12 protein-coding genes are annotated in these 12400 nt (G+C 71.0%); 8 read left to right on the top strand and 4 right to left on the bottom strand.

The features are described from left to right. Positions 1-94: 94 nt before the first annotated feature. Positions 95-1501, bottom strand: coding sequence for a family 2B encapsulin nanocompartment shell protein (locus AB0412_RS17510; RefSeq protein WP_366403445.1), 1407 nt, complete (start codon positions 1499-1501; stop codon positions 95-97). 291 nt (positions 1502-1792) lie between these two features. Between AB0412_RS17510 and AB0412_RS17505 the strand changes: the two genes are divergently transcribed. Next, positions 1793-2383, top strand: a complete 591-nt coding sequence (locus tag AB0412_RS17505) for an N-acetylmuramoyl-L-alanine amidase (protein ID WP_366403444.1) — start codon at positions 1793-1795, stop codon at positions 2381-2383. Between the two features lie 247 nt (positions 2384-2630). Continuing rightward, positions 2631-3578, top strand: coding sequence for a pyridoxal-phosphate dependent enzyme (locus tag AB0412_RS17500; RefSeq protein WP_366403443.1), 948 nt, complete (start codon positions 2631-2633; stop codon positions 3576-3578). Here AB0412_RS17500 and AB0412_RS17495 read toward each other — a convergent pair. Further along, the gene (locus AB0412_RS17495) at positions 3562-5154 is read right to left on the bottom strand and encodes a Na+/H+ antiporter (protein ID WP_366403442.1); all 1593 of its coding nucleotides are present in this window, start codon (positions 5152-5154) and stop codon (positions 3562-3564) included. The two genes, AB0412_RS17500 and AB0412_RS17495, sit on opposite strands and share 17 nt — an antisense overlap. A gap of 47 nt (positions 5155-5201) precedes the next feature. Here AB0412_RS17495 and AB0412_RS17490 point away from each other — a divergent pair, with 47 nt between their 5' ends. From AB0412_RS17490 to AB0412_RS17480, 3 genes are all read left to right on the top strand, one after another. Then, positions 5202-5462, top strand: coding sequence for a UBP-type zinc finger domain-containing protein (locus tag AB0412_RS17490; protein WP_366403441.1), 261 nt, complete (start codon positions 5202-5204; stop codon positions 5460-5462). A gap of 256 nt (positions 5463-5718) precedes the next feature. Next, a complete protein-coding gene (locus AB0412_RS17485; protein ID WP_004925829.1) occupies positions 5719-6132 on the top strand; it encodes an anti-sigma regulatory factor in 414 nt (137 codons plus the stop codon). A 17-nt stretch (positions 6133-6149) separates the two neighbouring features. Beyond that, positions 6150-7307: an RNA polymerase sigma factor SigF gene (locus tag AB0412_RS17480; protein WP_366403440.1), complete on the top strand. Its 1158-nt coding sequence runs from the start codon at positions 6150-6152 to the stop codon at positions 7305-7307. Positions 7308-7345: 38 nt separating this feature from the next. On the opposite strand, the gene AB0412_RS17475 is transcribed toward AB0412_RS17480, so the two are convergent. Beyond that, the gene (locus AB0412_RS17475) at positions 7346-7789 is read right to left on the bottom strand and encodes a hypothetical protein (RefSeq protein ID WP_366403439.1); all 444 of its coding nucleotides are present in this window, start codon (positions 7787-7789) and stop codon (positions 7346-7348) included. 78 nt (positions 7790-7867) lie between these two features. Here AB0412_RS17475 and AB0412_RS17470 point away from each other — a divergent pair, with 78 nt between their 5' ends. Beyond that, positions 7868-8836, top strand: a complete 969-nt coding sequence (locus AB0412_RS17470; RefSeq protein ID WP_366403438.1) for a diacylglycerol kinase family protein — start codon at positions 7868-7870, stop codon at positions 8834-8836. 317 nt (positions 8837-9153) lie between these two features. Continuing rightward, the gene (locus tag AB0412_RS17465) at positions 9154-9411 is read left to right on the top strand and encodes a WhiB family transcriptional regulator (protein WP_003992873.1); all 258 of its coding nucleotides are present in this window, start codon (positions 9154-9156) and stop codon (positions 9409-9411) included. 157 nt (positions 9412-9568) lie between these two features. Here the strand turns inward: AB0412_RS17465 and AB0412_RS17460 are convergent, their stop codons facing one another. Then, positions 9569-11044, bottom strand: coding sequence for a PAS domain-containing sensor histidine kinase (locus tag AB0412_RS17460; RefSeq protein ID WP_366403437.1), 1476 nt, complete (start codon positions 11042-11044; stop codon positions 9569-9571). Between the two features lie 440 nt (positions 11045-11484). Here AB0412_RS17460 and nagB point away from each other — a divergent pair, with 440 nt between their 5' ends. Then, on the top strand, positions 11485-12270 hold the full coding sequence (gene nagB / locus AB0412_RS17455) for a glucosamine-6-phosphate deaminase (RefSeq protein WP_366403436.1): 786 nt from the start codon (positions 11485-11487) through the stop codon (positions 12268-12270). Positions 12271-12400 lie beyond the last annotated feature (130 nt).

Raw genomic sequence — 12400 nt, 5'->3', positions numbered from 1 at the left:
GTGGCGCCTGCGCCGCCGTAGAGCACGTACCCCCAGGGTGTACCCGCCCGGGAGGGCGGGGACACGGCGGGACGGCCGCGAAGCGGCTGGACGGTCACCGCCAGCGGCCGATCTCGACGTTCTCCAGGACACCGAGCGCGTCCGGTACCAGCACCGCGGCCGAGTAGTAGGCCGTGACCAGGTACTTGATGATGGCCTGTTCGTTGATGCCCATGAAGCGCACGGACAGGCTCGGCTCGATCTCGTCCGGGATGCCGGAGGCCCGCAGGCCGATGACGCCCTGGTCCTCCTCGCCGGTACGCAGGGCGATGATGGAGGTCGTACGGGCCTCGGTCACCGGGATCTTGTTGCAGGGGAAGACGGGCACACCGCGCCAGGTGGGGATGCGGTTGCCTGCCATGTCGATGGTCTCCGGGACCAGTCCCCGCCTGTTGAGCTCACGGCCGAACGCGGCGATGGCGCGCGGATGGGCGAGGAACAGCTTGGTCCCGCGGCGCCTGCTGAGCAGTTCGTCCATGTCGTCGGGGCCGGGTACGCCGTCGTGCGGCTGGATCCGCTGGTCGTACTCGCAGTTGTGGAGCAGACCGAAGTCGCGGTTGTTGATGAGTTCGTGCTCCTGACGCTCCTTCAGGGCCTCGACGGTCAGCCGGATCTGCTGCTCCGTCTGGTTCATGGGCTGGTTGTAGAGGTCGGCCACGCGCGTGTGGATGCGCAGCACGGTCTGGGCGACGCTCAGTTCGTACTCGCGGGGCCGGGCCTCGTAGTCGACGAAGGTGTGCGGGATGTCCGGTTCGCCGCTGTGGCCGGCCGCGAGGTCGATCTCCTTCTCGCCGTACTTGTTGGTGCGCTGCCCGGGGATCGACCGGCGCTGCTGGAGATGCTCGCGCAGGGTCTCGGAGCGCTCGGCGACCTGCTGGACGGCATCGCGGGGCAGGACGAGCACGGTGCAGGCGGTCAGCGTGCGGGCCGTGTACTCCCAGATGGCGTCCTCGTCGAGCAGGGCCTGGTCGCCGAAGTAGGCGCCGTCGGCGAGGACTCCGAGGGACTCGTCGTCGCCGTAGGGGCCGGTGCCGATCTTCTCCACGCGGCCGTGGGCCAGCAGGTACACCTCGTCGGTGGGGCTGCCGAACGAGGCGATGACCTGGCCGGCCTCGATCTCCCGCTGCCGGCAGCGGGCGGCGAGTTCGGAGAGCACCTCCTCGTCCTCGTACGACCGCAGGGCCGGCAGTTCGGCCAGCTCCGCGGGGATGATCTCGACGCGATCGCCGGTCTTCACGAACGTCATCCGGCCGTCGCCCACGGCGTAGGTCAGCCGTCGGTTCACCCGGTACGTACCGCCCTTGACGTCCACCCAGGGCAGCATGCGCAGCAGCCAGCGGGAGCTGATCTCCTGCATCTGCGGAACGGACTTGGTCGTGGTGGCCAGGTTCCGCGCGGCCGCCGTACCGAGGCTCTGCTGCGGCCTGGTCTGCTCCGTGCGGACCTCTTCGCCTACCGACATAGAGAATTGCCCTCCCAGTTGTGATCCCCGCCCGTCCGTGCCGGGCATCGACCTGCGAATGCAAGCCTTCCTCACGCAACGTGTCCGTGCCATTACCCGAAAGAGCGGGAATGGATCTTCGAGCGCGTGGGCACGCTGGGGATCCCCTCAAGGGCCGCCGGCCGGAAGGGCCTTGTCCGGATCGGCTCGCACAGGCACCGAACGATGCGTTCCGGCCGTTCCGTTTCGGTACAAGCTCCGGTATGAGGCGGCCGCGACGGGTGGCCGTCCGCAGCACGTAAGGAGGCGGTCATGGCCCCACCCATGTCCGCGAGCGCGTTCCTCAGCGCTCTGAAGGCGGAGGGTCTCACGGTCGTCGAGGTCGGCGACTGGCGGACCCACAACCGCAACCACAAGGGCCCCTGGGGGCCAGTGCACGGCGTGATGATCCACCACACGGTCACCAAGGGCAGCGCCAGGACCGTCGAGATCTGCCGCAGGGGCTACGAGGGCCTGCCCGGTCCGCTGTGCCACGGGGTCATCACCAAGGACGGCCGGGTCCATCTCGTCGGCTACGGCAGGGCCAACCACGCCGGTCTGGGCGACGACGACGTGCTGCGCGCGGTGATCGCGGAGAACGGGCTGCCGCCGGACAACGAGGCCAATACCGACGGCAACCGGCACTTCTACGGCTTCGAGTGCGAGAACCTCGGCGACGGCAAGGATCCGTGGCCGGCGGCGCAGTTGGAGGCCATCGAAAGAGCCGCGGCGGCGGTCTGCCGCCGCCACGGCTGGAACGAGCGGTCGGTGATCGGCCACCTGGAGTGGCAGCCCGGCAAGGTCGACCCACGCGGCTTCACGATGTCCTCGATGAGAGCCCGCATCCGCGACCGCCTGAACTGACCCCACCACCTGAAGCTCCGCACGGCGTGACCGGACCGGGTGACCGACGTCGGGTGCTGCGTGTGGCGGGCGATCGTTTCCGGCCAAGCCTGCGCGCCGCGGCCCAGCCCGGCTCCGGCGAAGCCAGGTGACCTCGTGGCGAAGCCAGGTGACCTCGTCAGGAGGGGCGGCGCCGGAGCCCCCGCCCCGCGTGCGAGCGCGGCCCGCCCGCCCGGCCGGCGCCGCGCCCTCCTGGGACAATGGCACCGTGACCTGGTCCGACGCCCCCCGCTCCCCCGATTTCGCCGGGCTTCGGCCGCGGCTGCCCTCGCCGGTGGAGGAGCTCGTGGACGGGAGGTTCGAGCGGCATGGTGTGCGGCTCGTGCTCAAGCGGGACGATCTGATCCATCCGGAGCTGGTCGGGAACAAGTGGCGCAAGCTCGCGCCCCATCTCGCGGCGGCGGACGGGCGGACCCTGCTCACCTTCGGTGGGGCCTACTCCAATCATCTGCGGGCGACGGCCGCCGCCGGGCGGTTGCTCGAACTGCGTACCGTCGGTGTCGTACGGGGTCACGAACTGGGCGACCGCCCGCTCAATCCGTCGCTCGCCCGGTGCGTGGCCGACGGCATGCGGCTGCACTTCGTCGACCGGTCGACATATCGCCGCAAGAGCGACCCGGACACCCTGGCGGCCGTCCTCCGCGCCGCCGGCGCCGAGGACGCGTACGTCGTTCCCGAGGGCGGCAGCGATGCCCGAGCCGTACGCGGCTGCCGCGCGCTCGGCGAGGAACTGGCGGGCGTGGCCGACGTGGCCGCGGTGGCGTGCGGCACCGGCGGCACGCTCGCCGGGATGGCCGCCGGCCTCGGCCCACGCGCGCGTGCGCTGGGGATACCCGTCCTCAAGGGCGGCTTCCTCCAGACCGACGTCCACGCCCTGCAGACCGCGGCGTTCGGCGGCCCGCGCGGCGACTGGAGCCTCGACGACCGCTTCCACTTCGGCGGTTACGCCCGCACCACCCCGGAACTCGACGCGTTCGCCGAGGACTTCGAGCACCGTCACGGCGTCCCCGTCGAGCGGCTCTATGTCGCCAAGTTGCTTTACGCCCTTGTCTCCCTCGCGGCGGAGCACGCCTTCCCGCGCGGGAGCACGGTCGCCGCCGTGATCACCGGCCGCCCCTTCCCCGATCCCGCTGCCGGCCCTACGCCGTCTCCCTGAACGCCGCCGCCTCCTCCAGATCCAGCCGGCGCAGCAGCGTCCGCAGCATCTCGTCGTCGATGTAGCGCCCGTCGCGCAGCCTGACGAACACCGCGCGTTCCGCGCTGATCATCTCCCGTGCCAGCCGCCGGTAGGTGTCGTCCACGGACTCCCCGGTGACGGGGTTGGTCTGCCCGAGCCGTTCCCAGACGGCGTTGCGGCGGCGCTCCAGGACCGTGCGCAGCCGGTCGGCGAGCGGCCCCGGAAGGGCGTTGCGCTCGTCCGCCAGCAGCTCCTCCAGGCGCCGCTCGGCCGCCCGCGAGGCCTGTGCCTGGGCGTTGGCCTCCGCCAGCGTCTCGGCCTGGGCGTCACGCCCGGGGAACCTCAGCAGACGGATCAGCGGGGGCAGCGTCAGCCCCTGCACGACCAGCGTGCCGATGACCGTGGTGAAGGTCAGGAACAGCAGCAGGTTGCGCTGCGGGAAGTCCTCGCCGTCGGCGGTGAGCGGGATCGAGAAGGCGATGGCCAGCGACACCACCCCGCGCATCCCGGCCCAGGCGATGACGAACGGCGCCTTCCAGCCGGGTCTGCCCTCCCGTTCCCGGATCCGAGCCGACAGCTTCGGCGGCAGATACGTCGCCGGGTACACCCACACGAACCGCACGGCGACGACCACGACGAAGACGGCGAGCGCGTACCAGGCGGCGTCGACGCCCTCGTACTCCCCGAGCCCTCTGAGGACCACGGGCAGTTGCAGTCCGATCAGCGCGAAGACCGCCGACTCCAGGACGAACGCGACCATCTTCCACACGGCCTCCTCCTGGAGCCGGGTGGCGAAGTCGACCTCCCACGCGCGGTGCCCCAGATACAGCGCGACGACCACGACGGCGATGACCCCGGAGGCGTGCACCTGCTCGGCGACGGCATAGGCGACGAACGGGATCAGCAGGGAGAGCGTGTTCTGCAGCAGCGCCTCCTTCAGGTGCGTGCGCAGCCAGTGCAGCGGCGCCATCAGCAGCAGGCCGACCACGAGGCCGCCGACCGCCGCGAGCAGGAACTCGCCGATCCCGCCGATCCAGGTGGCGCCCTCGCCGACGGCCGCCGCCACGGCCACCCGGAACGCGGTGATCGCGGTGGCGTCGTTCAGCAGGGACTCGCCCTGGAGGATCGTCGTCACCCGGGACGGCAGCCCGACCCTGCGGGCCACCGCCGTCGCCGCGACCGCGTCCGGCGGGGCCACCACGGCACCGAACACCAGCGCCGCGGTCAGCGGCAGTCCCGGCACCAGCAGATACAGGACCCAGCCGACGGCGAGGGTCGCGAACAGCACGTACCCGACCGACAGCAGCGCCACCGGCCGCAGCTGTGCCCGCAGATCGAGGTACGAGCTCTCGGTCGCCGCCGTGTGCAGCAGCGGCGGCAGGATGAGCGGCAGCACGACGTGCGGGTCGAGCGCGTAATCGGGCACCCCGGGGAGGTAGCTGACCGCGAGGCCGGCGGCGACGAGCAGCAGCGGCGCCGGGACCGGGGTGCGCCGGGCACCCGCGGCGACCGCGGCACTGCCCGCCACCAGCAACAGCAGCTGCATCACGTCCATGTACGGCTCACCCTCGGTTTCCGCGCGCCCGTCGTAATCTGGCCATCATGAAACAGTGCACGCACGCCGACGCGCTGCCGCACCCGGAACCCGTCCCGCTCAGTGAGACGTGCCCGGAGTGTCTGCGGGACGGCTCGGACCCGGTGCAGCTGCGCCTGTGCCTCACCTGCGGTCACGTCGGCTGCTGCGACTCGTCGCCGATGCGGCACGCGACGGAGCACCACAAGGAGACCGGCCACCCCGTGATGCGGTCGCACGAACCCGGGGAGAGCTGGCGCTGGTGCTTCGTCGATCACGTACTGGTGTGACCCGGCGGGGCCCGGGAGCCGGACGGTTCGACCGTCTGACGTCTGGGTACGTCAATCCGGCGCGCGCTCTTCCCAATTGGGCCCGCAGACCTCTAGCCACGGAGCGTGTTCATAGTTTTACTATGAGTGACAGCAAGGGCTCGGGGTCCCGGGACAGGACCATGGAGAGCGCGATAGCGTCACCGCTGAACCACGTAGCGCGTCACCCGGGGGCGATACCCGGCCCTGAAACGCTTGTACCACCTTGGAGGTGAGGGTGTCCCAGATCGCAGGCGAGCCCGCGACCCAGGACTTCGTGGAAGTCCGGCTGCCGGCCGCGGGGGCCTACCTGTCGGTGCTGCGTACGGCCACGGCCGGCCTCGCGGCCCGTTTGGACTTCACCCTCGACGAGATCGAGGACCTGCGCATCGCGGTCGACGAGGCCTGCGCGATCCTGCTGCAGCAGGCCGTGCCCGGCTCGGTGCTCAGCTGTGTCTTCCGGCTCGTCGACGACTCGCTCGAGGTCACCGTCTCGGCGCCGACCACCGACGGTCATGCCCCTTCGCGGGACACCTTCGCCTGGACCGTCCTGTCCGCGCTCGCGGGCAAGGTCTCCTCCGCCGTGGACGAGGACAAAACCGTTTCGATCAGCCTCTACAAACAGCGCGGCGCGGGACCCGGGCCGGCGTGAGGAACGAGGACGGGCCGGTGCGGGACGAAGAACGCGGCACACGGGAGCTGCCGGGCGGGCGCGTGCCCGACGGCATGGACGGCATCCCCGAGCAGGCCCGGCCGCATCCGGAGGAGGACTCCGCGCCGACCGGCGCCCCGGGCGGGCAGCCGGACGGTGCCGTGCGGAGCACGCCTGCGGACGGGCGGACCGGGGTGGTCCCCGGCCATGGGGGCGCCCCTGCTCGCACGAAGCCGGCGACGGGGGACGAGGCGAGCGCTCGGGGAAGGGCGACGGGCGGGACGATGAACGAGCACGAGCGATACGCCGAGGACGAGGCGCCGCGGACGCCGGGTGTGCCGGCCGCACCGGCGGCACCGGCGGCACCGGCCGCCCGGAGCGCACCGGACTCCCAGGGCGCGCGCGGCGCACACCACGACCCGCAGGACCGCAGCGGGGCGCGCGCCATGTTCCTCGAGCTGCGCACACTGAAGGACGGCAGCCCCGAGTACGCGGAGCTGCGCAATCAGCTGGTCCGCATGCATCTGCCGCTCGTGGAGCACCTCGCGCGCCGCTTCCGCAACCGCGGTGAGCCCCTGGACGATCTCACCCAGGTCGCCACCATCGGACTGATCAAGTCGGTCGACCGCTTCGACCCGGACCGGGGGGTGGAGTTCTCCACCTACGCGACGCCGACGGTCGTGGGCGAGATCAAGCGGCACTTCCGCGACAAGGGCTGGGCGGTCCGGGTGCCGCGCCGGCTGCAGGAGCTGCGCCTGGCGCTGACCACGGCCACGGCCGAGCTCTCCCAGCTGCACGGACGCTCCCCCACGGTGCACGAGCTCGCCGAGAAGCTGGCGATCTCGGAGGAGGAGGTCCTGGAGGGGCTGGAGTCGGCCAACGCGTACTCCACGCTGTCCCTGGACGTCCCCGACACCGACGACGAGTCCCCCGCGGTCGCCGACACCCTCGGCGCGGAGGACGAGGCGCTGGAGGGCGTGGAGTACCGAGAGTCGCTCAAGCCGCTGCTGGAGGACCTGCCGCCGCGCGAGAAGCGCATTCTGCTGCTGCGCTTCTTCGGCAACATGACCCAGTCGCAGATCGCCCAGGAGGTCGGCATCTCCCAGATGCACGTCTCCCGCCTGCTGGCCCGCACGCTGGCCCAGCTCCGGGAGAAGCTGCTCGTCGAGGAGTGAGCGCACCCGGGAACGAACCCCGCGCGGGGGTGGGCCGGCTACTTCTCGGCGTTCCCGGGGCCGCGGATCCCCAGGGCCTTCGTCGTCTCCGCGTTGATCAGCAGGACCAGGGACGCGACGGCGACCACCGCGAGGGCGATGCCCGCCGGGATGGCCACGCTGTCGGCCTGGAGCAGGTTGTAGGCCACCGGCAGGGCCATGAGCTGGGTGATGACGGCCGGGCCTCGGCTCCAGCTGCGGCGGCCGAGCAGACCGCGGGCGGCGAGCAGCGGGAGCAGCGCGAGGGCGATCAGCGTCACCCCGCCGGTGACGGCCTGCTGCCGGTCGTCGGGCTCGCCGGTGAGACCGAGCACCAGCATCCAGACCCCGCCGGCCACCAGGGTCAGCCCCTCCAGGGCGACGAGCCCCGCGGCGTACGTCAGCCGGCGCGGGCGGGGTCCGGTCGTGTCCGGTGCGGTGGTGGGGGTCTGCTCACTGCTCACCCCAGAAGGGTAGCCGTCGCCCTGGAAGGGCGGCCCTCGCCCTGGGCGCGGTACCGTCCAGTAGGTACCCTGCAACGCATGCGTGCACTTCTCGTGGTCAATCCGGCGGCAACCACCACCAGTGCGCGCACGCGCGATGTGCTGATCCATGCGCTCGCCAGCGAGATGAAGCTGGAGGCGGTCACCACCGAGTACCGCGGGCACGCGCGCGACCTCGGCCGGCAGGCGGCGGAGAGCGACGACATCGACCTGGTGGTGGCCCTCGGCGGCGACGGCACGGTCAACGAGGTCGTCAACGGTCTGCTGCACGCGGGCCCCGACCCGGAGCACCTGCCGGGCCTGGCCGTGGTGCCCGGCGGTTCCACCAATGTCTTCGCCCGCGCCCTGGGCCTGCCCAACCAGCCCGTCGAGGCAACCGGCGCCCTGCTGGACGCCCTGCGCGAGGGCCGTCAGCGCACGGTCGGCCTGGGGCTCACCTCGGGCACGCCGGGCACGCAGGACGAGGCGGTCCCGGCCCGCTGGTTCACCTTCAACGCCGGCCTCGGCTTCGACGCCGGCGTGGTCGGGCGGGTGGAGCAGCACCGCGAGCGCGGCAAGAAGTCGACCCACTCGCTGTACGTCCGTCAGGTCGTGCGGGCGCTGTTCGGCGAGCCGCACCGCCGGCACGGGGTGATCACGCTGGAGCAGCCGGGTGAGGAGCCGGTCACGGATCTGGTGCTGTCCATAGTCTCGAACACCTCTCCGTGGACGTTCCTGGGCAATCGCCCGATCTATGCCTCACCCAAGGCCTCGTTCGACACCGGCCTTGACATCTTCGGCCTGAAGCGTCTCTCCACTGCCGCGGTTGCCCGGTATGGCACCCAGTTGCTCGCTTCGTCCCCCGAGCGCGGACCCAAGGGCAGGCACGCGGTCTCGCGGCACGATCTCACCCAGTTCACCTTGCATTCGAAGGTGCCGCTGCCCCTTCAGATGGACGGTGACCACCTGGGGCTGCGTACCAGCGTGACGTTCACAGGCGTACGCCGTGCACTGCGTGTGATTGTGTGAGCAGAACGGGCCAAAGTCCTTTCACTCGAACGTTTAGGCCAGGGTCCACCCCATGGAAGTACGGCTGTGACCTAGTCGACACCGAAGAATCAAAAAAAACTTTCCGGAAGGGGTTGTATCCGTCGTCGAGGTTTGCGAGTCTCTTCTTGGCGATCGGGACGGCCCGCAACACCGGCCTCCACAGATCACCGGAACCCCTCTTCAGACCCAAGGACCACGCCAGGGAATCTGGCAGTCGGCCCTTCACTTGTTGAGGGATTCGTGAAAGCGTTCACATTCACAAGCAACCGCAGTAATACCAAGGAGAGGTAGCAGCCATGGACTGGCGTCACAACGCCGTTTGCCGCGAGGAAGACCCCGAGCTCTTCTTCCCCATCGGCAACACCGGTCCTGCGCTGCTGCAGATCGAGGAAGCCAAGGCCGTCTGCCGCCGCTGCCCGGTGATCGAGCAGTGCCTGCAGTGGGCGCTCGAGTCCGGCCAGGACTCCGGCGTCTGGGGTGGTCTCAGCGAGGACGAGCGCCGTGCGATGAAGCGCCGCGCCGCTCGCAACCGGGCCCGTCAGGCCTCCGCCTGACACTCCCACCCCTGCTGACAGCCTGAGCTTGGCGGCGCGTGCACCGCGCACGCATCTCCCGCCCCCGAGCCGCAGCGCGCAGTTCCCCCGATGCGCATCAGCCCCGGACCGTTCACCGGTCCGGGGCTCTTTGCCGTCCGCACCCGCTCCGCGGGACCTACTTGTCCGCCTGCACGGGGATGTCGAGGATCACCCTGGTCCCCCGCTCCGGAGCCGGGACCATGTCGAAGGTGCCGCCCAACTCGCCCTCCACCAGGGTCCGTACGATCTGCAGGCCCAGGTTGCCGGCCGTCTTCGGGTCGAAGCCGTCGGGCAGACCGACGCCGTCGTCCTGGACGGTGACCAGCAGACGGGCCTCCTTCGTGGTGCCGCCGCGCACCGCCGACACCTCGACCGTGCCGGTGTCCCCCTCGCGGAAGCCGTGCTCCAGGGCGTTCTGCAGGATCTCGGTGAGCACCATGGACAGCGGTGTGGCGACCTCCGCGTCGAGAATGCCGAAGCGGCCCGAGCGCCGGCCGGTCACCTTTCCCGGGGAGATCTCGGCGACCATCGCCAGCACGCGGTCGGCGATCTCGTCGAACTCGACGCGCTCGTCCAGGTTCTGGGAGAGCGTCTCGTGCACGATCGCGATGGAGCCGACCCTGCGCACCGCCTCCTCCAGCGCCTCGCGGCCGCGCTCGGAGCCGATGCGCCGGGCCTGGAGGCGCAGCAGCGCGGCCACCGTCTGGAGGTTGTTCTTCACCCGGTGGTGGATCTCCCGGATGGTCGCGTCCTTGGTGATCAATTCCCGTTCGCGGCGGCGAAGTTCGGTGACGTCCCGCAGCAGGACCAGCGAACCGATGCGGGTGCCCTTCGGCTTGAGCGGGATCGCCCGGAACTGGATGACGCCGTCGTGCGCCTCGATCTCGAACTCGCGGGGCGCCCAGCCGCTGGCGACCTTGGCCAGCGCCTCGTCCACGGGGCCGCGGGAGGGGGCCAGTTCGGCGGTGGTGCGGCCGAGGTGGTGGCCGACGAGGTCGGCGGCGAGGCCCATGCGGTGGTAGGCGGACAGGGCGTTCGGGGACGCGTACTGGACGATGCCGTCGGCGTCGAGCCTGATCAGCCCGTCGCCCACGCGGGGCGAGGCGTCCATGTCCAGCTGCTGGTTCGCGAACGGGAAGGCGCCGGCCGCGATCATCTGGGCGAGGTCGGAGGCGCTCTGGAGATAGGTGAGCTCCAGCCGGCTGGGCGTGCGCACGGTGAGGAGGTTGGTGTTGCGGGCGATCACCCCGAGGACGCGGCCCTCGCGCCGCACGGGGATGGACTCGACGCGGACCGGGACTTCCTCGCGCCACTCCGGGTCGCCCTCCCGCACGATCCGGCCCTCGTCGAGCGCCGCGTCGAGCATGGGCCGGCGACCGCGCGGGACGAGGTGGCCCACCATGTCGTCCTGGTACGAGGTCGGCCCGGTGTTGGGCCGCATCTGGGCGACGGAGACGTAGCGGGTCCCGTCACGGGTCGGCACCCACAGGACCAGGTCGGCGAAGGAGAGGTCGGAGAGCAGCTGCCACTCCGAGACCAGCAGGTGGAGCCACTCGAGATCGGTGTCGTCGAGGGCGGTGTGCTGGCGTACGAGTTCGTTCATGGAGGGCACGTCAGCGAGCGTACCTGCGGGATTGTCCGGCCCTGAAACACCCGCGGGCCGCGGCGCCTGGGAGGGACCCTCAACCCTCCCGGCACCGCAGCCCGGAGCAATATCGGCCGTGGGGTGTGCGGTCCCGATCGGCCGAGCGACGAGGACCCGGTGCAGTCAGGGCAGAGAGCCCCGGACCCTCGATCCGCCTTCCTGTGCGGGGAAGGCAGGTCTGTGTGTTCCTGTGAGGCATTGTGGACTAGACCACTTCGCACTGTCCATGCGTAGGACACTGTCCATTGCAAGGCGTCCGTCACGCAGCCTAACCCGTCAGGCGCGCCCCGCGGGGGCACTCGGCCACGGGAATCTCCTTCACCTGGGAGGGAGGCCGTGCCTCTGTTAGATTGGGATTGGTCTAAACCACATCCCTCCGAGCCCTCCTCCAGATCGGCAGGCCCAGCGTGGAAGTTGTCATCGTTCCGGACGCCCAGGCCGGCGGCGAGCTCATCGCCGAGGCCATGGCTCAGCTCCTGCGGCGCAAGCCCGACGCGCTGCTCGGCGTGGCCACCGGGTCGACGCCGCTGCCCATCTACGAGGCACTGGCCGCGAAGGTGCGGGCCGGCGCGGTCGACGCCTCGCGGGCACGGGTGGCGCAGCTCGACGAGTACGTGGGGCTGCCCGCCGACCACCCCGAGTCGTACCGGTCGGTGCTCCGGCGCGAGGTGCTGGAGCCGCTCGGGATCGCCATGGACGCCTTCATGGGGCCCGACGGGACCGCCGAGGACGTGCAGGGCGCGTGCGAGGCGTACGACAGGGCGCTGACCGAGGCCGGCGGGGTGGACCTGCAGCTGCTCGGGATCGGGACGGACGGGCACATCGGGTTCAACGAGCCCTGCTCCTCGCTCGCCTCGCGCACCCGGATCAAGACGCTGACCGAGCAGACCCGGATCGACAACGCCCGCTTCTTCGACGGCGACATCGACCAGGTGCCGCACCACGTCATCACCCAGGGCATCGGCACCATCCTGGAGGCCCGCCACCTGGTGCTGCTCGCCACCGGCGAGGGCAAGGCCGACGCGATCGCGGCGACGGTGGAGGGGCCGGTCGCCGCGGTGTGCCCGGCCTCCGCGCTCCAGCTGCACCCCCATGCCACCGTGGTCGTCGACGAGGCCGCGGCGTCCAAGCTCAAGCTCGCCGACTACTTCCGCCACACCTATGCCAACAAGCCGGAGTGGCAGGGAATCTGATCACGGGGCCCCGACCGCCTGCTGTGGACTAGACCAGCCCCCGTCCCGGCGGTATACAGAGGAGATCACGGAGCGTGCGGGGCACCGCCCCGCCGCGAGCCGTGCCACGATGTGAGCCGTGGCCGACGGG

Origin of the sequence: Streptomyces sp. NPDC052012 (genome assembly GCF_040689265.1) — a bacterium.
Taxonomy (GTDB): Bacteria; Actinomycetota; Actinomycetes; order Streptomycetales; family Streptomycetaceae; genus Streptomyces.
Note: the sequence above shows the minus strand (reverse complement) of the source record. Positions and strands in the feature narration are given on the sequence as shown.

Bases quoted from the DNA above. Each gene is read 5' to 3' on its own strand.
- AB0412_RS17470 (WP_366403438.1), top strand. From the start codon at position 7,868: ATGCGTGCACTTCTCGTGGTCAATCCGGCGGCAACCACCACCAGTGCG.
- AB0412_RS17490 (WP_366403441.1), top strand. From the start codon at position 5,202: ATGAAACAGTGCACGCACGCCGACGCGCTGCCGCACCCGGAACCCGTC.
- AB0412_RS17505 (WP_366403444.1), top strand. From the start codon at position 1,793: ATGGCCCCACCCATGTCCGCGAGCGCGTTCCTCAGCGCTCTGAAGGCG.
- AB0412_RS17495 (WP_366403442.1), bottom strand. From the start codon at position 5,154: ATGGACGTGATGCAGCTGCTGTTGCTGGTGGCGGGCAGTGCCGCGGTC.
- AB0412_RS17465 (WP_003992873.1), top strand. From the start codon at position 9,154: ATGGACTGGCGTCACAACGCCGTTTGCCGCGAGGAAGACCCCGAGCTC.
- AB0412_RS17510 (WP_366403445.1), bottom strand. From the start codon at position 1,501: ATGTCGGTAGGCGAAGAGGTCCGCACGGAGCAGACCAGGCCGCAGCAG.